Below are 20700 nucleotides of genomic sequence, written 5' to 3' on the forward strand. Positions count from 1 at the left end.
TGCGGAGCTGACTCGCACCGCAGTTCTCTTTTTTATAAAAAAGCAAAAATACAACAAAAGATGCCAGCCTCTGTATGAATGGTTCCCATTGCGGGGAACACTGCTGGCATGGAGGGAAACGTATATGGAAAACCTGAACATTGGCCGCAGCGGCATCGAAGTGCCTTTTCTGGGCATGGGCACCTGGGCCATCGGCGGCGGCAGCTGGTGGGGCGACAACGATGATGCCCTTTCGGTCAAAGCCATCCAGACTGCTGTGGAGCAGGGCATCCGGTGGATCGACACCGCGCCCATCTACGGCCTGTACCACAGCGAGACCGTGGTGGGCGAGGCCCTGAAGCACATCGACCGGGACAAGGTGGTGCTCTCTACAAAATGCGGCCTGGAGTGGCGGCACGAAACACCGGTGCTCCACAAGGTCGTGGACGGCACCGCCGTCTACCGGGACCTCTCGGCGCAGAGCATCATTGAGGACGTGGAGGACAGCCTGCGCCGCCTGGGCACCGACCACCTGGATGTGCTGTACACCCACTGGCAGAGCCCGGAACCCGGCCTCTATCCGCTGGAGGAGACCGTGGAGGCCATGATGAAGCTGAAGGAGCAGGGCAAGATCCGCGCCATTGGTGCGTCCAACGTGACGGCGGATCTCATCCGGGGCTACTGCCGGTACGGGCAGCTGGATGTCATTCAGGAAAAGTACAGCCTGCTGACCCGCCGCATCGAAAAGCAGCTCCTGCCCACCTGCAGGGAGCTGGGCGTTTCGGTGCAGGCCTACTCCCCGCTGGAGCAGGGTCTGCTCACCGGCAGGGTCACCATGGAGACCACTTTCCCCGAGGGCAGCACCCGGAACAGCAACCCCAGCTTCCAGCCTGCCCGCCGGAAGCAGGCGCTGGACCTGCTGGCCAAGTGGGACGACCTGACCGGGAAATACGACTGCACCGTGGCCCAGCTGGTCATTGCCCTGACGGCCCGGATGATCCCCGGCCTGCATGTGCTGTGCGGTGCCCGCACCCCGGAGCAGGTGCTGGACAATGCCGGTGCACTGAATATCAAACTGGATGGCGCGGATGCCGTCCGCATGAAGTGGGACGTGGATGCCATTTCCTGAGCCGGTGCTTCAGAACAAAAGCAGATAACCAAAAAGGGACGATGCCGCAAAAGCATCGTCCCTTTTTGGTTATTTGTGCTCCTTCAGCTGGCAGAGGAAGTCATCGGCTTCGATGGCCTCCGGGGTGAAGGAATTGTTCTTCCACCAGCTGACCAGCGCGGTGGCAATGGTCAGGCCGGTGGAGACCAGCTGCTCCAGCTCTGCCGATTCAATGGGCAGGACACGGTGGCCGGTGGCGCTGAGCACCTGATTGGTCAGCGCCAGTGCCAGCGCCGCCGTGCGGGCCAGCGTGGCGGGAGAGATCTTGCATTTCTTCATGGGGAACTCCTTTCTTTTATAGGATGGTACGGTCGAGCCCCGCCCGGTGGAGCAGGGCGGGATAATCCTTTTCGGTGCGGCTCAGGTCCACGGGGCCGGAGATGCCGGGTACCCTGCCCCTGCTGGTGTACTGCCACATTCCGTGCCTGCGGGCCGGGCGTTTGCCCCGGTAGTCCGCCAGCCAGAGATCGAAGGGGGCCAGTGTGTCCATGTGCAGGGCGGTATCTGCAAAATGGGTGTAGGTGTATACCATGGCGTACAGGCCCCAGTGCTCCAGCTGACGTGCCGCCCCGGCAACAAGGGCGGAGAGCGCGTCCGGTGTCAGAGCACGCAGGCGGGCATCCTCCACGTCGATGGCAGCGGGCAGCTGAAGCCGCTTTCCCCTGAGGGCATCGTGCAGGAGGGCCAGCTCAGCATCCCGCTGTGGGGCGGTAACGGCACAGCTGTAATAGTAGATCCCCACCGGGATGCCCAGCCGGATGCAGGCAGAGTAGTTTGTTTCAAACATGGGGTCGATGTAGGACGTGCCGCTCCTGCTGCCCAGTGCGCGCAGCATCACGCCGTGGACCCTGCCGCTGGCTTTTACGGTATCCCAGTCTATGCGGCCCTGCCAGCGGGAGACATCCAGCACCGTGAACATCAGGTGGCCTCCAGCAGGGTCTTGAGGGCGGCGGGAGTGACGGTGTCCACCACCAGACTGCCATCGCTGCGGATGGACAGCACCCGCAGGAGGGCACCAGCCTGCGGGGCCACCGGGGCAGGCAGCGCGCCTACGTCCTGCGCGTCCAGCACCACCGCGCCGCCTTTGCCGTTGACACTGAGCAGGGTGCCGTCCTCGGGGGCAAAGGATTCGGCGCGCAGGGCGGCGCTCTCGGCGCGGGAAGCCGAGGTCGCGGCACGGCTGCCATTCAGTGCTGCCCGCTCGGCAGCGTCGGCAGCGGCCTGCGCCTGCCGGGCGGCATTGGCCTCACTGGCGGCGCTGTTCTGGGCCGCCTGCACCGCCGCATCGGCCTGCCCCGATACCTGGGCGATGAACTGTTCGTACACCGAGGGACTGGGCTCCTCCTCGGTGCCGTCGGTGGGCAGGATGTCGTAGACATCGTACCGGCCCGGGCGGGTGTAAGCGGTATAGCCGCTGCCGTCGGTGGCGGCCAGCATCCATTGCCCGGCGGGCCAGCCGGTGAAGCTGCGGCCCACGGGCGCGCTGTGCGCTGCATCCAGCACAAGGGGTGCGGCAAGGGTGCCGTCGCTGTGGCGGATGTGCAGGGTGACGCTGCACCCGGCCCATTCCGCAGGCAGCTGGAACACCAGCCGGTCCACGCCCTCGGCGTTCTGTGCGCCCAGGTGCAGCCGGGCGGGCTGGGCTGTGAATTCGGTGCCGCCCAGCGTGCGGGGAGTGATCTTGATCTGCATAAAAACCTTCCTTTCTTCTTTTTGACCCCATTGTACCGGTTTGCAGCAGGGCACGGAAGTGCGGTCTTTTTTTATGGTGTTTTTTACCTTTCGGCATTTTGCTGGAAGCTGGTTTTTGGCAGAAACTGCGGAGAAACTCCCCGTTATTTCCGGCAGGAAAACAGCGGGGAATTTGTGCCGCAAAATGTCGGATTACGCATGATTGATGCGCCGGAATGTGCAAAAGAGCCCGGCGATTTCTCCCCGGGAAACAAACTTGAAATGTTAAAAAATTATGAACGAATACGACCAATTTTTTGGAAAAATTTCAGAAGGAAACGCCCGAAATCATTCTGAATCAAGGAAAACAATGTACAGATTGCACAAAAAACTATGTGAAACAATTATCAAACTGAATCGCACGGATTTGACAAATGGGCCGTCGTCTGCTAAAATAGTGCCCGCTCAACGGATCATACACACGTTGGAGCGTCTAAATTTTATTTCTCAGGAAGTAAAACGCCGTATAAAAAGACGGCCCTTTGCAGGAAAAAATGCCCTGCGCTTTGCGGGCAAAGGAAGAGCCCGCCGCATTCCAAAATGATGAAAAGAGAGGAGTTGTCTCGTATCGCTTCCGTCAAATTTCAAAAAGCATTGTCTGACCGCGCTCGTGCGGTCACACCCCGTGTGCTGGCGTTCTGCGTCATGGCAGTGAGCCTTGTGTTCACTTTGGCCGTGACCGCCGCGAATCTGCGGCTGACCTACGTCACCGACTCCGATGGTGCGCGTCAGCTGGTGGTCAGCAGTGAGGCTGACCCTGCCCGCGTCATGAGCCTTTCCGGCATTGAGGCCGAAGAGGGCGACCACGTTTACTACACCGCGTTCAGCGGCAATCTTGCCACCCTGAACATTGAGCGGGCCTTCACCGTGAACATCCAGGCCGACGGCCAGGAGTACCCGGTGAAGATGGCCTTTGGCACCGTTGCCGATGCGCTGGAGCGCGCCGGCATCACCCTGGAGGCAGATGACTACACCGAGCCTGCGCTGGATCAGTTGGTCACTGTGGGCAGTGAGATCACGGTGCACCGGGTGGACTACCAGGACAAGGTGGAGACCCAGAGCATCCCCTACGACACCCAGTATGTCTACACCAGCCTGTACTTCCGCAACACCGGCCGGGCCACCACCCTGCAGCATGGGGCGGAAGGTCAGCAGACCGTGACCACCCGCGAAAAGTATGTGGACGGCGAGCTGGAAAACAGCATGGTGGTGGATGTGACCACCACGGTGGAGCCCACCGACCATGTCGTCAAGACCTATGGTGCCGGTGCGCCCGTTTCTCCCCTGACCGGGCCGGACGGTACCACCAACGCCCCCGCCTCGTACAGCCAGGTCCTCACCGGCAAGGCCACGGGCTATTATTCCCGCACGGGCAAGGGCTCGTCGGGCCTGGGCCTGGGCTACGGCACCGTTGCCGTTGACCCCAGCGTCATTCCCTATGGCACGCTGCTGTACATCACTTCCACGGACGGCAGCTTTGTTTACGGTTATGCCGTTGCCACCGACACCGGTATCGCGGTGCAGAAGGGCCAGATCCTGGTGGACCTGTTCTATGAGACCTACGCAGAGTCGGTCATCAACGGAGCCATTCAGGTCAACGTTTACGTTGTAGGCTGAACCGCATAGCACACGGAAAAATTTGAAAAAGCACCCGCTTCAGTTTCCTGGATTTACAGGAAAAATGAGGCGGGTCTTTCTTTTTGCCCTATATTCTGTAAAGTTTGCCGAGAATTCTTGTGTAAAATTGGATAAGTTGACCACAATGAAAAAATATTGACGAAAAGATTATAGTAGATTTTGACGGAAAGCCCTTGAAAAATCGGACAAAATTCTTTAATATAAGAGAGTACAAAGGTATAGGCTCACTGGGGCCTGTACGGGGAGGAGCTGTTTATGAGACCGACGGAAGAAAAGATCCAGAAAGATCCCTCGGATCTGCCGATTTATCTGTTCAAGCAGGGCAACAACTGCGAAGCATACCGTTACTTTGGTGCACACCTTGAGACCCGCGCCGGAGAGTCCGGTGTGGTGTTCCGTGTTTGGGCACCCCATGCAGCCGCCATCAGTGTGGTGGGCGATTTCAACAGCTGGAAGCCGGGCAGCCACCCGATGCGCAAAGTGGATGGGGATTCTGTCTGGGAGCTGTTCATCCCCGGCGTAAAGGAATATGATGTCTACAAGTACTGTGTGACCACCCGGGGCGGCGACCTGCTCTATAAGGCCGATCCCTATGCGTTCCACGCGGAGACCCGGCCCTCCAACGGCAGCAAGGTCTACGATATCACCGGCTTTGCCTGGCACGATGATGCCTGGCAGACTGCTCAGAAAAAGGCGGACGTGATCAACGGCCCGATGAACATCTACGAGATGCACGCGGGCAGCTGGAAGCTGAAGGACGAGAAGGTTCCCTATAACTATTCCGAGCTGGCCGACGAGCTGATCCCCTACATCCGGGAGATGGGTTACACCCATGTGGAGCTTCTGCCCGTGATGGAGTATCCCTTCGACGGCAGCTGGGGCTACCAGGTCACGGGCTATTTTGCCCCCACCAGCCGCTACGGCACCCCCAAGGACTTCATGGCCTTTGTGGACAAGATGCATGAGGCCGGCATCGGTGTCATCATGGACTGGGTGCCCGCCCACTTCCCGAAGGATGGCTTCGGCCTGTACAACTTTGACGGAGAGGCCTGCTACGAGGACCCCAACCCCAAGCGCGGCGAGCATAAAGAATGGGGCACCATGGTGTTCGACTTCGGCCGCAGCGAGGTGCAGAGCTTCCTGATCTCCAGCGCCCTGTACTGGTTGGAGCAGTACCACATCGATGGTCTGCGCGTGGATGCCGTGGCCTCCATGCTGTATCTGGATTACAACCGCAAGCAGGGCGAATGGGAGCCCAATAAGAATGGCGGCAAGGAGAACCTGGAAGCAGTGGCTTTCCTGCGCAAGCTGAACGATACGGTTCTGGGCCGCCACCCCCACAAGTGCATGATCGCGGAGGAGTCCACCGCATGGCCCATGGTCACCAAACCGGCCAGCGACGGCGGCCTGGGCTTCAACTTCAAGTGGAACATGGGCTGGATGAACGACATGCTCAGCTACATGAAGACCGACCCGCTCTTCCGCGCGGGCAACCACAACAAGGTCACCTTCAGCTTCTTCTATGCCTTCAGCGAAAACTTTGTGCTGCCCATCAGCCACGATGAAGTAGTGCACGGCAAGGGCAGCCTGATCAACAAGATGCCGGGCGAGTACGATGCCAAGTTTGCCAACCTGCGCACCTTCTTCGGCTACATGATGGCCCACCCCGGCAAGAAGCTGCTGTTCATGGGCCAGGAGTTTGGCCAGTTCACGGAGTGGAACGAGGAAAAGCAGCTGGATTGGATGCTGCTGGACTACGATAAGCACACCGAGCTGCAGAACTACGTCAAGACCCTGAACGCCTTCTATAAAGAACACCCCGCCTTCTGGCAGATCGATTACAGCTGGGAGGGCTTCCAGTGGATCGTGCCCGATGACTCCAAGCAGAGCGTGGTCGCCTTCCTGCGCAAGGACGCAAACGGCAAGCAGATCCTGGTGGTCTGCAACTTCAACCCCGTCCTGCGCGAGGGCTATGCCCTGGGCGCACCTGTGGCAGGTACATACAAGGAAGTGCTGAACAGCGATGACGAGGCCTTCGGCGGTTCCGGCGCGGTCCATAACAAGTCCGTGCGCACCCACAAGAAGCCCCTGCATGGCTTTGAGCAGAGCATTACCATCACCCTGCCGCCCATGAGCACCCTGTATTTTGAGGTGCCCACCAAGCGCACCCGCAAGGCAGCAGATCCGGCCAAGACGGCCCAGACCGTGAAAAAGACCGCTGCCAAAAAGACAGCCGCCAAGACCACGAAGACCGCCAAGGCTGAGCCTGCCGTGAAGGAGGAAAAGCCCAAAAAGACCTCCACCCGCAAGGCAAAGGCAGAAGCGGAACCTGCACCGGAAAAGACCCCGGCCAAGCGCGGCCGGAAGCCCAAGGCAGAAGCCGCTGCCGCACCCGAAGCAGCACCCGCCAAGCGGGGCCGCAAACCCAAAGCCGAGCCCGCTGAAGCTGCCCCCGCGGCAGCCGAAAAGCCTGCCCGCAAGCCCCGCGCCAAAAAGGCCGCCAAGACCGAGGAGTGACCGGGGCGCATCCGCACAACACAGTCAAACCATTTCCAAATCCAATAAATCCGGAAATGTGTAAAAGGGGAGAATAAAGCTATGGCAAAAGAAATTGTGGCAATGATCCTTGCCGGCGGACGTGGCTCGCGCTTGTACGCGCTGACACAGAAAACGGCAAAACCTGCAGTGGGGTTCGGCGGCAAATACCGCATCGTGGACTTCCCGCTGTCCAACTGCGTCAACTCCAACATTGATACTGTGGGCATCGCAACCCAGTATCAGCCCCAGAAGCTGAACGAGTACATCGGCAACGGCCAGCCTTGGGATCTGGACCGCCTGTACGGCGGCGTGCACACCCTGCCCCCCTACGAGCAGGCAAAGGGCACCGACTGGTACAAGGGCACTGCAAACGCCATCTACCAGAACATCAGCTTCATCGACAGCTATGATCCTGAGTACGTCATCATCCTGTCCGGTGACCAGATCTGCAAGCAGGACTACGCCGACTTCCTGCGCTTCCACAAGGAAAAGGGCGCGGAGTTCTCCGTGGCTGTCATGGAGGTCGATTGGAAGGAAGCTTCCCGCTTTGGCCTGATGGTGGCAGACGAGAACGATAAGATCACCGAGTTCCAGGAGAAGCCCCCGGTTCCCAAGTCCAACCTGGCTTCCATGGGCATCTACATCTTCAACTGGGATGTGCTGAAGAAGTACCTGGAAGAGGACGAGGCTGATCCCAACTCCAAGAACGACTTTGGCATGAACATCATCCCCGCTCTGCTGCAGGATGGCCGCAAGATGTATGCTTACCACTTCAACGGCTACTGGCGTGACGTGGGCACCATCGACAGCCTGTGGGAAGCCAACATGGAAGTGCTGGACCCCGAGAACTCCGGCATTGATATCTTCGACAAGAAGTGGAAGATCTACAGCCGCAACCCCGTGCTGCCCGCCCAGAAGATCGGCCCCCGCGCCGTGGTGCAGGATTCCCTCATCACCGAGGGCTGCCAGATCTATGGCCGCGTCCAGCACTCTGTCCTGAGCGCAGGCGTTACCGTGGAAGAGGGCGCTACCGTTGAGGATGCTGTCCTGATGGATGGCGTTGTGGTCAAGGCAGGTGCCGTGGTCAAGCGCTGCATCCTGGCTGAGAACGTTGTGGTGGGTGCCGGTGCCAAGATCGGCGGCGAGGGCCCCATTGCACATGTGGGTACCGGCCTTACCGTTGGCGCAGGCGCTACCGTAAAAGAGGGTGCCAAAGTATTTGATTCCGTCAAGGAGGGCGAGGAAGTATGCTGAGCCAGAACAACAATGCGTTGGGCATCATTTTCCCCAACAGCTATGATAACACCGTACCGGAGCTTGTGACTGAGCGCACCATGGCTTCGATTCCCTTTGCAGGCCGTTACCGCATGGTGGACTTTATGCTGTCCAGCATGGCAAACTGCGGCATCTCCAATGTCTCCATCGTGGTGCGCAAGAACTACCACTCCCTGATGGATCATCTGGGCACCGGCCGTGAGTGGGATATGGCCCGCCGTCACGGCGGCCTGAACATCGTGCCTCCCTTTGCAGAAAAGGGTGTGCGCATTTATTCCGGCCGTGTGGAGGCTCTGGGCTCCATCCTGAGCTACCTGGAGAACCAGAAGGAGAAGTACGTTGTGATGAGCGATGCCAACATCGCCATCAACTACGATTTCAACGCCCTGCTGGCTGCCCATCAGGCAAGCGGCGCGGATGTGACCATCGCTTACCAGAAGACCGAGATCCCCGAGGGCCGCAAGAACGACAACTACACCCTGACTGTGGATGCCGATGGCCGTGTGACCGAGCTGCTGTTCAATGATTACCGCCCCGGTGTCCAGAACCTGGACCTGAACATCTATGTTCTGGAGCGCGAGACCCTGATCAAGCTGGTCAAGGATGCGACCTCCCGCGGCCTGATCTACTTTGAGCGTGACATCCTGGCCCACAACGTCAACATCCTGAACATCCGTGCTCTGGAGTACACCGGTTATGTGGCCCATGTCTGCGACATGAAGAGCTACTTTGATGAGAACCTCAAGCTCATCGATGAGAAGAACCTGAACGCTCTGTTCCCCAAGGAGAGCCCTGTCTACACCAAGATCCGTGATGACAACCCCGTGCGCTACGTCAACGGCTCTTCCGTCAGCAATTCCCTGCTGGCCGATGGCTGTGTCATCGAGGGCACCGTGGAGAACTGCGTGCTGTTCCGCGGCGTTCGCGTCAAGAAGGGTGCTGTGGTCAGAAACTGTGTCCTGATGCAGGATACCGTTGTGGAACCAGGCGCTCAGCTGGACTGCGTTGTCACCGATAAGAACGTGCGTGTGACCGCCGACAAGAAGCTCTCCGGTACCGAGAGCTTCCCGGTCTATGTTCAGAAGAACCACACCGTCTGAGCCTGACACACTGAAACTTTCACAGGGGCGGCTCCCCTCCCCGGTAGCCCCTCTCAAAGAGGGGCGGGGGCCTTTGCGCCCCCGCCCGCTCTTTGTGTATCCGCCCTTTTTTCTGGAAAGGAGAAATACTATGAAGATCCTGTATGCCGCTTCGGAAGCGACCCCCTTTGCCAAGTCCGGCGGTCTGGCCGACGTGGCAGGCTCCCTGCCCAAGGCTCTGGTCAAGGACGGCGTGGATGCCCGCGTCATCATGCCGCTGTACGGCGACCTGAAAATGCGCGATAAGCTGGAGTATGTCACCAACTACTCAGTGCCCGTGGGCTGGCGCAGCCAGTACTGCGGCCTGTTCAAGGCTGAGGTCAACGGTGTGACCTACTACTTCCTGGACAACGAGTATTACTTCAAGCGCCGCGGCCTGTACGGCTTCTACGATGACGGCGAGCGCTTCGCTTTCTTCTCCCGCGCTGTGCTGGAGACTCTGTTCTACATCGACTTCACCCCCGATATCATCAACTGCAACGACTGGCAGACCGCACTGGTTCCCGTTTACCTGAACCTGTACTACCGCCATCTGGATAAGTTCAACCGGATCAAGACCATCTTCACCATCCACAACATCGCATATCAGGGCAAGTACGGCACCGATATCCTGGAGGACACCTGCGGCATCGGCCACCGTGACCAGCACATCGTGGAGTACGATGGCTGCGCCAACTTTATGAAGGGTGCCTTTGAGACGGCAGATAAGATCACCACTGTCAGCCCCACCTACGCACAGGAGATCCTGGACCCCTGGTTCAGCTACGGTCTGGATGCCCTGCTGCGGGAAAAGCAGTATAAGCTCTGCGGCATCCTGAACGGCATCGATATGGAGGCCAATAACCCTGCCACCGACCCCAAGATCCCCTTCAACTACGATGTGACCAACGTTGAAGAGGGCAAGGCAAAGTGCAAGGAAGCCCTGCAGGACAAGTTTGGCCTGCACAAGGATGGCAGCCCCGTTTTTGCCATGGTCAGCCGCATGGTCGGCATGAAGGGCTTTGACCTGGTGCAGAGCATTGCTGATGGTCTGGTGGACCGCGGCATCGAGCTGGTCATTCTGGGCAGCGGCGAGAACCAGTACGAGACCTTCTTCTCTGACCTGTGCGCCCGCCATCCGGGCCGCGTGGGCACCTACATCGGCTTTGAGCCCGCCCTGTCTCAGGAGATCTACGCCGGTGCAGACGTGTTCATCATGCCTTCCAAGAGTGAGCCCTGCGGCCTGGCACAGATGGTGGCTTGCCGCTACGGCACGCCTCCCATCGTCCGTGAGACCGGCGGCCTGCGGGATTCCATCCATGACTGCACGCTGGGCGAGGGCAACGGCTTTACCTTTGCCGGTTACAGCGCCCATGAGCTGTACGATGCCTGCTGCCGTGCACAGGATCGCTACTACAACAAAGAGGACTGGAACAACCTCGTCAAGCACGACATGGAATGCGATTTCAGCTGGGACCTCTCTGCCAAGAGCTACGAGGGCCTGTACAACGAGACCGCAAACCTCTGGTAAATCATTTTCATAAGTCTGCCTTTTGCCGCCCGGTTCGCAGGAGCCGGGCGGCTTTTTTGCGGACTTCCACACAAATTTTACAAGAATCATCCGCAAAAAGCAGCAAGGCACCTTTGCGCTTCCGACAGGACTGTGCTACAATGAAAAACATTGACGGCTCTTTCCTGTTTTTGAAAAAATGGCAGAGTAGATAAGGAGAACGATATGAACTGGAAACGTGTCATCAGCGGCGTGCTGGCAGCAGCGATGCTGTCCGCTCTGCCGGTGCAGCTTCTGGTGTCGGCAGAAGGCACGGAGGCGGTCGGGCAGGCCGATGGCTGGCAGGAACTGACCACTCTGGAACCTCTTGACGAAAGCAATACTTTCTTTTACAGCAAGGACGACCAGACATTTGAGAAGGTCACCCACCCGGAAAAGGATGTCAAAACCGCAGACGGCATCGTGGATTATCTGGGAGACGGTGCGGTGGCGGTTGTGACTGACCCGGAGGATGCCGCCTACAACGCCGGTGACCGGGGTCAGAACTACGCATGGTCAGCGGTCGGCTACGGCGACTGGCTGTATGTGGGCACCTGCTACGCCGCCATCGGCAACACCCTCTCCCTGATGAAGAGCAGTCTGGGCGACGAATACGACGACAAGGTGCTTGCCGCCACCTTTGATGCCCTTTACAACGGCACTTTCTTTCTGACCGAGGAGGATGGCGGCCGGCCCAAGGGCGTGCTGGTGAAGATCAACACCAAGACCGGCGAGACCAAGCTGTTGATGTCCGGCTCCTACAACGGTTACACACCCCTGTTCCGCAACGCATTGGAGTATCACGGCAAGCTGTACTTCTGCGGCAGTGTGGGCGGCGGCGGCATCGGCTTTCTGCCCAGCATCTGGCAGGTAGACCCGGCCACCGACGAGTGCAAGCCGGTGTATATCGGTCTGAACAGTGTGCAGGATTATGCCGCAGCCTACCAGCAGGGCATCTCCGTGGGCATCCGCGGTATGTGCGTCTACAAGGATCAGCTGGTCGTCAGCAACGTGACCATGGATGCGGCCACCGGCAAGAGCAGCGCCGCCCTGCTGATCTCCTCCGACCCGGAAAAGGGCTTTACTCAGATTGCGGATTCCGACAGCCTGTTCAACTACCCCGCCTATCACTACGCCGACAGCATCTACGGCGGCAGCATCTGGGATATGGCTGAGTTCAATGGTCGCCTGTATGTTTCCATCTGCACCGGCACCGAGGACAATATGCCGGACGATAACACCATGCAGTCCTTTGCACTGGTGCGGGGCGACCAGAACCCCGACGGCACCTTCACATGGACACCCGTGGCAGGCGATCAGGAAAAAGATGGTGCCCGCTACACCTTCGGCATCGACCCGGAACGCACCCGCTCCGGTGCGGCGAACCTGATCGTGTACAACGACCACCTCTATATTGGTGAGTACAACGACGAAGAGATCGCACTGGAGCGCATCCTCTTTGCCAAGACCGGCAAGAATGCCGACGGTCAGTTTGGCGGCGGGCTGGACTGCCGGTTCATCAACGCCAATCTGGAACAGTCGGTGAACCTGTACCGCATGGACAGGGACGAGAACATGGAGCTTGTGGTGGGCAATGCCACCAAGATGTTCCCCAACGGCAGCCTTTCTGGCTTAAAGTCCGGCTTTGGGCGCAACGAGAACCAGTACATCTGGCGGATGCAGGTGTACGATGGCAAGTTGTATGTGGGCACCTTTGACACCAGCAGTATGCTGGAGTGCGTTGGTCAGTTCGTCAACGGCAACCTGCTGACGCGCACCCCTGCGCAGTGGAAGACCCAGTGGGAATACCTCAAGACCCTGATGAAGGCACTGCAGGCGACGGACCCCGACGGCAACGGGAACCCCGACACGCTGGCCCAGACCATCAAGTTTTCCTACAAATTCGTGTTCGAGAACATCACGGTCAGCAACATTGCCAGTGCCATCCGGCTGCTCAACTACATGCGCAAGGCAAAGCAAGGCTTTGACCTGTATGTTTCGGAGGACGGCGTGAACTTCCAGACCATCACCGTGGACGGTTTTGGAGACCCCTACAACCATGGTCTGCGGGCATTCGCCACCACCGACCAGGGCCTGTGCCTTGGCACTGCCAATCCCTTCTACGGCACGCAGGTGTGGATCAAGCGCAAGGACAGCTGACCTCCGCACTTCCATGATAACGCCGCCCGGCTCTCAAATGAGCTGGGCGGTTTTTTGTGTTTTGCACAAGAAACCTATCATATTTTTGGTATTGATGCTGCCGGAGACGGACATACTCCACCGTGGACGTACAATTATGGCGTTAGTGTGAACGAACTATGAAGTTTTACCAAAAATCGGTGGAAAATTGATTGAAAAGTTCAGTGAATTGAATTATACTATCCATATGAGCTTCTTAACCGGAGCGAAACCATTGCGAAAGGGTGCGGCGGGCTGCTGGTTCGGGCTTGCGCACAGAGGGAGGGCGACACCGCATGAAGGGCTGGTACAAGGCGCTGGAAGATCTTGTCTGGCTGACCCAGCTGGGCCTGAATATGCTGCTGCCGCTGGTCATGTGCCTGGGCGGTGCCTGGTGGGCGGTGAACAGCTGGAGCTGGCCGGAATGGGTGTTCCTGCCGGCCATCCTGCTGGGCCTTGCCTCCGGGGCGCAGAACTTCTGGTATTTTGCCAAGGAGCACCTGGACCGCGCCAAAAAGGAAAAACCGAAGCGGGTGGGGTTCAACTCACATCAGTAAACATCACAGGAGGTTCCCCTTTATGAAACTACAGCCGGAATCCAAAAAGGAGCTGACGCGCATCGCCTGCGGCACGGCCATCTGCACCGCTGCCCTGTGGGTGGCCTTTGCGGCGCTGCACCTGGTTGGCTGGGTGAAATTTGATTACACTGTCGTTCTGGGCAGTCTCATCGGCGCGGCCGTGGCCATCGGCAACTTTGCGGGCATCTGCATCGTGTGTCAGAAGGTCATCGACGAGCAGGATGAGAAGCGGCGCAAAGCCACATTACAAGCTTCCTACAACGTCAGAATGCTTTTGCAGGCGGTGTGGATCATCGTGTCCATCGGGGCACCCTGCTTCCAGCCCTTTGCCAGCGTTCTGCCCTTGTTGTTCCCGCGTGTTACGATCTACTACCTGCAAATAACCGGCAAGTACAAGCCCCTTGCACCGGCCGGGCCCTCGGTGGATGTCTCTGTGGAGGACGACCCCGAACCCGCCCCGGAGCCGGAGGCTGAGCCCCGTGACAAAGGGGGTGAAACGTAACAAATGGAACTGAACGGCGCAAAGATCCTGTATACCATCCATACCGATATCCCCCTGCTGGGCGATCTCAAGATCACCCAGACCCTAGTCACTACCTGGATCGTCATGGCGCTGCTTTCGGGCCTGGCCATCTGGCTGGGCAGCAACCTCAAGCTGGAAAATGTCTCAAAGCGGCAGGCCGCAGCCGAGTTCATCGTGGAGCGGCTGGATCAGTTCATGCACGACAACATGGGGTATCACTTTGACAAGTATATCCCCCTGATCGGCTCGATCTTCGCTCTGAGCATCGGCTGCAACCTCATCAGTGTCATTGGCCTGTGGAGCCCCACGGCCGACCTGAACACCGAGGCTGCGTGGGCCATTGTGGTGTTTGTGCTGATCATGTACTACAAGATCAAGACCAACGGCATCTTTTCCTATCTGAAGGGTCTGCTGGACCCGATCTTCATCATGGCACCCATCAATGTGCTGTCGGAGATCTCGACCCCCGTCAGCATGGCGTTCCGTCACTTTGGCAACATCCTGTCCGGTACTGTCATTTCCACACTGCTGTACTGGGCGCTGGCAAGCCTGAGCCATGTCATCTTCGGCTGGCTGCCCGGCTTCCTGAGCCAGATCCAGCTGTTCCAGATCGGCATCCCGGCCTTTACGGGCCTGTATTTCGACTGGTTCGGCGGCTGCATTCAGGCGTTCATCTTCTGTACCCTGACCGCAATTTTCATCAAACGTGCTGCCGGTGAGGACTAAGCCCTCACAACGGCATCTCCCAAAACAAAAACTTTTTTGGAGGACAAAACTTATGACTGACTTTCAGTACCTTGCTCGTGGTATCGCCCTGGCAGGCTGCGGCATCGGCGCAGGCTGCGCACTGATCGCAGGTATCGGCCCCGGTATCGGCGAAGGCAACGCTGCCGCCGCTGCCTGTGAGGCCGTGGGCCGCCAGCCTGAGTGCAAGAGCGATGTGACCAGCACCCTGATCCTGGGCGTTGCACTTTCCGAGACCACCGGTATTTACGGCTTTGTTACCGGCCTGCTGCTGATCTTCCTGGCACCCGGCATGTTTATGAAGTTCCTGGCATAAGCGGAACCTTTTACAAAAGAACGAAAGGAGACGCTTATGGAACTGTACCAGGCGTTGATCACGCTGGACGGCTGGACCTTTCTGGCCCAGATCTGCAACCTGATGATCCAGCTGCTCATCTTCAAAAAGTTCCTGCTGAATCCGGTCAAAAAGGTGATCGCCGAGCGCAAGGCCAAGGCGGACAGCCAGATCGCCGATGCTGCAAAGCTGCGCACCGAGGCTGAGGCTATGAAAGCGGAGTACGAGCAGAACCTGCAAAATGCCCGCGCCGAGGCCAACCAGATCGTTGCCCGTGCCCAGAAAACGGCCACCGCCCGCGGTGAAGAGATCGTGGGCGAGGCCCGTGCACAGGCCGCTGCCCTGAAGCAGAAGGCGGAGGCTGACATTGCGCAGGAGCGCAAGAAGGCCGTGAACGAGGCAAAGGACGAGATCGGCGGCATGGCCATGGAGATCGCCTCCAAGGTGGTCGAGCGTGAGATCAAGGAAGCCGACCACAAGGACCTGATCGACGAATTTATCAAAAACGTGGGTGAAGCATCATGACCGAGACAGCAAGGATGTACGGCGGAAGCCTGTATGACCTGGCAGCGGAGGAAGGGCTGGAGACCCGCATTCTGGGCGAGCTGGACGAGGCCGTGGCGCTTTTTAAGGCAAGCCCGGAGTACCTGCATCTGCTCAGCACCCCCAGCATCCCCAAAAAGGAGCGCTGCGGCCTGCTGGACGAGGCACTGCGGGATCGGGTCCACCTCTATGTGCTGAACTTTTTGAAGATCCTGTGCGAGAAGGGCACCCTGCGGGAGCTGCCCGGCTGCGCCCGGGCCTACCGGGTGCGCTACAATCAGGCACACGGTATTCTGGAAGCAGCGGCAACCACTGCAGTGGCAATGACGGAGCAGCAGGTGAAGAGCCTGCACGAAAAGCTGGAAAAGCTCACCGGCAAGACCATCGACCTGAAAACAAAGGTCGATCCGGCTGTGCTGGGCGGCATCCGGCTGGATATCGAGGGCACCGAGCTGGACGGAACGGTTCAGAACCGTCTGGCGGCGCTGCGCAGGGATATCGCGTCCGTGACACTGTGATCCATCGAATTTCCACCCGAAAGATTTTAAGAATTGAGTGGTGAATACAAGACAATGCAACTGAAACCTGAAGAGATCTCCAAGATCATCCGTGCCCAGATCAAGCACTACGAGAATGTTATCGAGCAGAGCGAAGTCGGCACGGTCATCATGGTAGGCGACGGCATCGCCCGGGCCAGCGGCCTGGAAAAGTGCATGGCAGGTGAGCTGCTTCAGTTTGACAACGGCGAATACGGTATGGCCCAGAACCTGGAGGAAAACACGGTCTCCATCGTTCTGCTGGGCTCCGATGTCGGCATCAAAGAAGGCAGCACCGTCAAGCGCACCGGCAAGGTCGTTTCCGTGCCCGTGGGCGAGGCGATGATCGGCCGCGTGGTCAATGCACTGGGCCAGCCCATCGACGGCGCAGGCCCCATTGAGACCACCGAGTTCCGGGCCATCGAGAGCCCGGCCCCCGGCATCATCGACCGCCAGCCGGTCAAGGAACCCCTGCAGACCGGCATCAAGGCCATCGACTCCATGATCCCCATCGGCCGCGGCCAGCGTGAGCTGATTATCGGCGACCGCCAGACCGGCAAGACCACCATTGCATCGGATACCATCATCAACCAGAAGGGCAAGGATGTCATCTGCATCTATGTCGCCATCGGTCAGAAACGCTCCACCGTGGCAAACCTGGTGCAGAGCCTGACCGAGGCCGGTGCCATGAGCTACACCATCGTGGTGTCCGCCACGGCCTCCGAGCTGTCCCCCCTGCAGTATATCGCCCCCTACTCCGGCTGTGCCATGGGCGAATATTTCATGCACCAGGGCAAGCATGTTCTCATCATCTATGATGACCTTTCCAAGCACGCGGTGGCCTACCGTGCTCTCTCGCTGCTGATCCGCCGTCCCCCGGGACGTGAGGCTTACCCCGGCGATGTTTTCTACCTGCACTCCCGTCTGCTGGAGCGCGCGGCCAAGCTTTCCAATGAGCTGGGCGGCGGCAGCCTGACGGCTCTGCCCATCATCGAGACCCAGGCGGGTGACGTTTCGGCCTACATCCCCACCAACGTCATCTCCATCACCGATGGTCAGATCTTCCTGGAAACGGAGCTGTTCCACTCGGGCGTTATGCCCGCTGTCAACCCCGGCATCTCGGTGTCCCGTGTTGGCGGCAACGCCCAGATCAAGGCCATGAAAAAGGTGGCCGGCACCCTGAAGCTGATCTACTCCCAGTACCGCGAGCTGCAGTCCTTTGCCCAGTTCGGTTCCGATCTGGACGCGGACACCAAGGCCCGCCTGGCACAGGGCGAGCGCATCGTGGAAGTGCTCAAGCAGAATCGCTCGGCTCCCGTGCCCGTGGAAAAGCAGGTGGCGATCCTGTATGCCACCATCCATGATCTTCTGGTCAAGGTCAAGGTGGCCGATGTGGCCGAATACGAAAAGGGTCTGTACGAATATCTCGAGAATGATGCCGCCGGTGCCGCTGTGATGGAGACCATCCGCACCACCGGCAATCTGGACAAGGACACCGAGGAAGCACTCAAGGGCGTTCTGTCCGCTTACACCGAGAGCTTCGTCAAGGCGCACTGAGGGAAGGAGGCGTAACGCATGGCAGGTTCCATGAAGGACATCAAGCTGCGCATCAAAAGCGTAGAGAGTACCATGCAGATCACCAAGGCCATGGAGCTGGTGGCTTCCTCCAAAATGCGCCGTGCCAAGGAGCGGGTGGAACACAGCCGCCCCTACTTTGAAACGCTGCACGACACGCTGACCGGCATTGCGGCTGCAGACCCCCGGGCCCGCAGCCCCTACCTGCGCCGGGCAGAGATCAAACGCACCCTGCTGGTTGTCATTGCAGGCGACCGCGGCCTGGCCGGTGGATATAACTCCAACGTGCTCAAGCAGGCGGAGGCCCAGCAGGGCCCGGTCACGGTGCTGCCCATTGGCAAAAGAAGTCAGGAGTACTTTGCCCACCACGGGGCCGACCTGTTCACCGAAGAGGTGCTGCTGGCGGCGGATGTCTCGGTGGGTGAGTGCTTTGCCCTCTCCCGGAAGATCACCGAGGGCTACCTGAAGGGCGATTACGACGCAGTGAAACTCTGCTACACCCGGTTCGACTCGATGATGACCCAGACCGCTGTCACCATGGAGGTGCTGCCCCTGACCATTGAGCCCACCGAGGAGCAGAAGGCCGCTGCCCGCCGCAGTCAGATCCTGTACAAGCCCAGCAGCGAGGAAGTGTTCCGCGCCATCATCCCCGAGTATGTGGCCGGTATCGTTTATGGTGCCGTGTGCGAGAGCGTGGCCAGTGAGCTGGCCGCCCGCCGCACCGCCATGGATGCCGCCACCAAGAACGCGGGCGAAATGATCGACCATCTGAATCTGTATTACAACCGCGCCCGTCAGGCTGCCATCACGCAGGAGATCACCGAGATCGTGGCAGGCGCAGAAATCTAAAAAAGGAGTTGTAGCCTATGTCCGAAAAACACATCGGCAAGGTGATCCAGGTCATCGGCCCGGTGCTGGACATCCAGTTCAAGGATGGCGAGCTGCCGGACCTGCTCAACGCCATTGAGATCGACAACCATGGCCAGAAGCTGGTGGTGGAGGTCGCTCAGCTCACCGGCGACAATGTGGCCCGCTGCATTGCCATGAGCAGCACCGATGGCCTGGTGCGCGGCACGGATGCCGTGGACACCGGCGAGTCTATCCGGGTGCCTGTGGGTGACCAGTGCCTGGGCCGCGTGTTCAACCTGCTGGGTGAGCCGGTGGACAATAAGCCTGCCCCCACCCCGGAGGCCTACTGGCCCATCCACCGCCCTGCCCCCAGCTATGAGGAGCAGCAGTCCACCACAGAGATCCTGGAGACCGGCATCAAGGTCGTTGACCTGATCTGCCCCTACGCAAAGGGCGGCAAGATCGGTCTGTTCGGCGGTGCCGGTGTCGGCAAGACCGTCCTGATCCAGGAGCTGATCTATAACATTGCCACCGAGCACAACGGCTACTCGGTGTTCACCGGCGTTGGCGAGCGCACCCGCGAGGGCAACGACCTGTACGGTGAAATGACCGAGAGCGGCGTTATCAACAAGACCGCTCTGGTCTACGGCCAGATGAACGAGCCTCCCGGAGCCCGTATGCGCGTGGCCCTGTCCGGCCTGACCATGGCGGAGTACTTCCGCGATGTCAAGAATCAGGACGTGCTGCTCTTCATCGACAACATCTTCCGTTTCACGCAGGCAGGCTCTGAGGTCTCGGCTCTGCTGGGCCGTATGCCCTCTGCCGTTGGTTACCAGCCCACCCTGGCCACTGAGATGGGCGCTCTGCAGGAGCGCATCACCTCCACCCGCAAGGGTTCCATCACCTCGGTGCAGGCTGTCTACGTTCCCGCCGACGACCTGACCGACCCGGCCCCTGCCACCACCTTCACCCATCTGGATGCCACCACGGTCCTGAGCCGTGACATTGCATCTCAGGGCATCTACCCCGCTGTGGACCCGCTGGATTCCACCAGCCGCATCCTCAGCCCCGAGGTCGTGGGTCAGGAGCACTACGAGATCGCCCGCGATGTTCAGAAGGTGCTGCAGCGCTACAAGGAGCTGCAGGATATCATTGCCATCATGGGCATGGACGAACTGAGCGAAGAGGACAAGCTGACCGTCAGCCGCGCCCGCAAGGTGCAGCGCTTCCTGAGCCAGAGCTTCCATGTTGCGGAACAGTTCACCGGTATGCCCGGTCAGTATGTGCCGCTGAAGGAGACCCTGCGCGGCTTCAGGATGATCCTGAACGGCGAGTGCGATGACCTGCCCGAGAGCGCCTTCCTGTTCGCGGGCACCATCGACGATGTGTTCGCCAAGGCGAAGAAAGGGTAAACCATGACGACCTTTCATCTGACGGTGGTCACGCCGGACGGCTGTGCCTTTGACGGTCAGGCGGAACGGGTGGTCTGCCGTGCCATCGACGGCGACCTTGCCATTCTGGCAAAGCATGGTGATTACTGCACCGCGCTGGGTATGGGCGAAGCCCATATTGTGGACGCGGACGGCCAGCGCCGCCGCGCCGCCTGCATGGGCGGGATGCTCACCGTGCTGAATGGGGATGTCCATCTGGTCGCTACCACCTGGGAGTGGGCCGAGGAGATCGACCAGGCCCGCGCCGAGGCCTCCAAGAAGCGCGCCGAAGAGATCCTGGCCCGGAAGGACCTGGATGAGCGCGAATATGAGCTGGCCCAGGCCCGCCTCAAGCGCGCCCTCGTCCGCACCTCTGTCCACTGACCCCGGAGCGCTGGACAAATCAGCGCCGCT

At 59.4% G+C, this 20700-nt stretch carries 21 protein-coding genes; 18 read left to right on the forward strand and 3 right to left on the reverse strand.

The genetic code is table 11. The annotated features are described in order from the left end of the window. The first annotated feature begins 124 nt into the window (after positions 1–124). Positions 125–1108, forward strand: a complete 984-nt coding sequence (locus GXM22_RS01045) for an aldo/keto reductase (protein WP_005928399.1) — start codon at positions 125–127, stop codon at positions 1106–1108. Positions 1109–1177: 69 nt separating this feature from the next. On the opposite strand, the gene GXM22_RS01050 is transcribed toward GXM22_RS01045, so the two are convergent. The 3 genes from GXM22_RS01050 to GXM22_RS01060 are packed head-to-tail and all read right to left on the reverse strand — an operon-like array spanning position 1178 to position 2839. Beyond that, positions 1178–1426, reverse strand: a complete 249-nt coding sequence (locus tag GXM22_RS01050) for a phage holin (RefSeq protein WP_005928396.1) — start codon at positions 1424–1426, stop codon at positions 1178–1180. Positions 1427–1442: 16 nt separating this feature from the next. Beyond that, entirely contained in the window at positions 1443–2066 is a 624-nt protein-coding gene (locus GXM22_RS01055) for a GH25 family lysozyme (protein WP_005928393.1), read from the reverse strand. Continuing rightward, positions 2066–2839 (reverse strand): hypothetical protein, encoded by a 774-nt coding sequence (locus GXM22_RS01060; protein WP_099357261.1) that lies wholly within the window; start codon positions 2837–2839, stop codon positions 2066–2068. Before GXM22_RS01060 ends, GXM22_RS01055 begins: the two co-directional genes overlap by 1 nt. 274 nt (positions 2840–3113) lie before the next feature. Between GXM22_RS01060 and GXM22_RS01065 the strand changes: the two genes are divergently transcribed. The 17 genes from GXM22_RS01065 (at position 3114) to atpC (ending at position 20670) form a co-directional block, all read left to right on the forward strand. Beyond that, positions 3114–3422: a hypothetical protein gene (locus GXM22_RS01065; RefSeq protein ID WP_147585114.1), complete on the forward strand. Its 309-nt coding sequence runs from the start codon at positions 3114–3116 to the stop codon at positions 3420–3422. 14 nt (positions 3423–3436) lie between these two features. After that, positions 3437–4495 carry a resuscitation-promoting factor gene (locus GXM22_RS01070; protein ID WP_242651536.1) on the forward strand — a complete coding sequence of 353 codons (1059 nt, stop codon included), beginning with the start codon at positions 3437–3439 and terminating at the stop codon, positions 4493–4495. A 276-nt stretch (positions 4496–4771) separates the two neighbouring features. Continuing rightward, entirely contained in the window at positions 4772–7033 is a 2262-nt protein-coding gene (gene glgB, locus GXM22_RS01075) for a 1,4-alpha-glucan branching protein GlgB (RefSeq protein ID WP_005930305.1), read from the forward strand. Between the two features lie 81 nt (positions 7034–7114). Further along, positions 7115–8308, forward strand: coding sequence for a glucose-1-phosphate adenylyltransferase (locus GXM22_RS01080; protein WP_005930302.1), 1194 nt, complete (start codon positions 7115–7117; stop codon positions 8306–8308). After that, complete coding sequence (gene glgD / locus GXM22_RS01085) at positions 8302–9429, forward strand: glucose-1-phosphate adenylyltransferase subunit GlgD (protein WP_005930299.1); 1128 nt, start codon at positions 8302–8304, stop codon at positions 9427–9429. Before GXM22_RS01080 ends, glgD begins: the two co-directional genes overlap by 7 nt. A 130-nt stretch (positions 9430–9559) precedes the next feature. Continuing rightward, positions 9560–10978 (forward strand): glycogen synthase, encoded by a 1419-nt coding sequence (locus GXM22_RS01090; protein ID WP_005930296.1) that lies wholly within the window; start codon positions 9560–9562, stop codon positions 10976–10978. A 204-nt stretch (positions 10979–11182) separates the two neighbouring features. Next, complete coding sequence (locus GXM22_RS01095; protein WP_005930289.1) at positions 11183–13156, forward strand: hypothetical protein; 1974 nt, start codon at positions 11183–11185, stop codon at positions 13154–13156. 314 nt (positions 13157–13470) lie between these two features. Then, a complete protein-coding gene (locus tag GXM22_RS01100; RefSeq protein ID WP_005930287.1) occupies positions 13471–13731 on the forward strand; it encodes an AtpZ/AtpI family protein in 261 nt (86 codons plus the stop codon). 22 nt (positions 13732–13753) lie between these two features. Beyond that, positions 13754–14254, forward strand: coding sequence for an ATP synthase subunit I (locus GXM22_RS01105; protein WP_005930284.1), 501 nt, complete (start codon positions 13754–13756; stop codon positions 14252–14254). 3 nt (positions 14255–14257) lie between these two features. Further along, positions 14258–15001 carry a F0F1 ATP synthase subunit A gene (locus GXM22_RS01110; protein WP_005930281.1) on the forward strand — a complete coding sequence of 248 codons (744 nt, stop codon included), beginning with the start codon at positions 14258–14260 and terminating at the stop codon, positions 14999–15001. A gap of 52 nt (positions 15002–15053) precedes the next feature. After that, positions 15054–15335, forward strand: coding sequence for an ATP synthase F0 subunit C (gene atpE, locus GXM22_RS01115; RefSeq protein WP_005930278.1), 282 nt, complete (start codon positions 15054–15056; stop codon positions 15333–15335). A gap of 36 nt (positions 15336–15371) precedes the next feature. Continuing rightward, the gene (gene atpF, locus GXM22_RS01120; protein ID WP_005930275.1) at positions 15372–15878 is read left to right on the forward strand and encodes a F0F1 ATP synthase subunit B; all 507 of its coding nucleotides are present in this window, start codon (positions 15372–15374) and stop codon (positions 15876–15878) included. Then, positions 15875–16414 carry an ATP synthase F1 subunit delta gene (gene atpH / locus GXM22_RS01125; protein WP_005930273.1) on the forward strand — a complete coding sequence of 180 codons (540 nt, stop codon included), beginning with the start codon at positions 15875–15877 and terminating at the stop codon, positions 16412–16414. Before atpF ends, atpH begins: the two co-directional genes overlap by 4 nt. Before the next feature lie 54 nt (positions 16415–16468). After that, positions 16469–17989, forward strand: a complete 1521-nt coding sequence (gene atpA, locus GXM22_RS01130; RefSeq protein ID WP_005930269.1) for a F0F1 ATP synthase subunit alpha — start codon at positions 16469–16471, stop codon at positions 17987–17989. An 18-nt stretch (positions 17990–18007) separates the two neighbouring features. Then, positions 18008–18856, forward strand: coding sequence for an ATP synthase F1 subunit gamma (gene atpG, locus GXM22_RS01135; RefSeq protein WP_098923798.1), 849 nt, complete (start codon positions 18008–18010; stop codon positions 18854–18856). A gap of 17 nt (positions 18857–18873) precedes the next feature. Further along, positions 18874–20268, forward strand: a complete 1395-nt coding sequence (gene atpD / locus GXM22_RS01140; RefSeq protein ID WP_005930261.1) for a F0F1 ATP synthase subunit beta — start codon at positions 18874–18876, stop codon at positions 20266–20268. Between the two features lie 3 nt (positions 20269–20271). After that, a complete protein-coding gene (gene atpC, locus GXM22_RS01145) occupies positions 20272–20670 on the forward strand; it encodes an ATP synthase F1 subunit epsilon (RefSeq protein ID WP_005930258.1) in 399 nt (132 codons plus the stop codon). Positions 20671–20700: the final 30 nt, after the last annotated feature.

This window comes from Faecalibacterium duncaniae (genome assembly GCF_010509575.1).
GTDB classification, from domain to species: domain Bacteria; phylum Bacillota; class Clostridia; order Oscillospirales; family Ruminococcaceae; genus Faecalibacterium; species Faecalibacterium duncaniae.

Bases quoted from the DNA above. Each gene is read 5' to 3' on its own strand.
- GXM22_RS01065 (WP_147585114.1), top strand. From the start codon at position 3,114: ATGAACGAATACGACCAATTTTTTGGAAAAATTTCAGAAGGAAACGCC.
- atpD (WP_005930261.1), top strand. From the start codon at position 18,874: ATGTCCGAAAAACACATCGGCAAGGTGATCCAGGTCATCGGCCCGGTG.
- GXM22_RS01105 (WP_005930284.1), top strand. From the start codon at position 13,754: ATGAAACTACAGCCGGAATCCAAAAAGGAGCTGACGCGCATCGCCTGC.
- GXM22_RS01095 (WP_005930289.1), top strand. From the start codon at position 11,183: ATGAACTGGAAACGTGTCATCAGCGGCGTGCTGGCAGCAGCGATGCTG.
- GXM22_RS01110 (WP_005930281.1), top strand. From the start codon at position 14,258: ATGGAACTGAACGGCGCAAAGATCCTGTATACCATCCATACCGATATC.
- atpC (WP_005930258.1), top strand. From the start codon at position 20,272: ATGACGACCTTTCATCTGACGGTGGTCACGCCGGACGGCTGTGCCTTT.
- atpH (WP_005930273.1), top strand. From the start codon at position 15,875: ATGACCGAGACAGCAAGGATGTACGGCGGAAGCCTGTATGACCTGGCA.
- atpF (WP_005930275.1), top strand. From the start codon at position 15,372: ATGGAACTGTACCAGGCGTTGATCACGCTGGACGGCTGGACCTTTCTG.
- GXM22_RS01055 (WP_005928393.1), bottom strand. From the start codon at position 2,066: ATGTTCACGGTGCTGGATGTCTCCCGCTGGCAGGGCCGCATAGACTGG.
- GXM22_RS01045 (WP_005928399.1), top strand. From the start codon at position 125: ATGGAAAACCTGAACATTGGCCGCAGCGGCATCGAAGTGCCTTTTCTG.
- glgB (WP_005930305.1), top strand. From the start codon at position 4,772: ATGAGACCGACGGAAGAAAAGATCCAGAAAGATCCCTCGGATCTGCCG.
- glgD (WP_005930299.1), top strand. From the start codon at position 8,302: ATGCTGAGCCAGAACAACAATGCGTTGGGCATCATTTTCCCCAACAGC.
- GXM22_RS01060 (WP_099357261.1), bottom strand. From the start codon at position 2,839: ATGCAGATCAAGATCACTCCCCGCACGCTGGGCGGCACCGAATTCACA.
- GXM22_RS01090 (WP_005930296.1), top strand. From the start codon at position 9,560: ATGAAGATCCTGTATGCCGCTTCGGAAGCGACCCCCTTTGCCAAGTCC.
- atpA (WP_005930269.1), top strand. From the start codon at position 16,469: ATGCAACTGAAACCTGAAGAGATCTCCAAGATCATCCGTGCCCAGATC.
- atpG (WP_098923798.1), top strand. From the start codon at position 18,008: ATGGCAGGTTCCATGAAGGACATCAAGCTGCGCATCAAAAGCGTAGAG.
- atpE (WP_005930278.1), top strand. From the start codon at position 15,054: ATGACTGACTTTCAGTACCTTGCTCGTGGTATCGCCCTGGCAGGCTGC.
- GXM22_RS01080 (WP_005930302.1), top strand. From the start codon at position 7,115: ATGGCAAAAGAAATTGTGGCAATGATCCTTGCCGGCGGACGTGGCTCG.
- GXM22_RS01100 (WP_005930287.1), top strand. From the start codon at position 13,471: ATGAAGGGCTGGTACAAGGCGCTGGAAGATCTTGTCTGGCTGACCCAG.
- GXM22_RS01050 (WP_005928396.1), bottom strand. From the start codon at position 1,426: ATGAAGAAATGCAAGATCTCTCCCGCCACGCTGGCCCGCACGGCGGCG.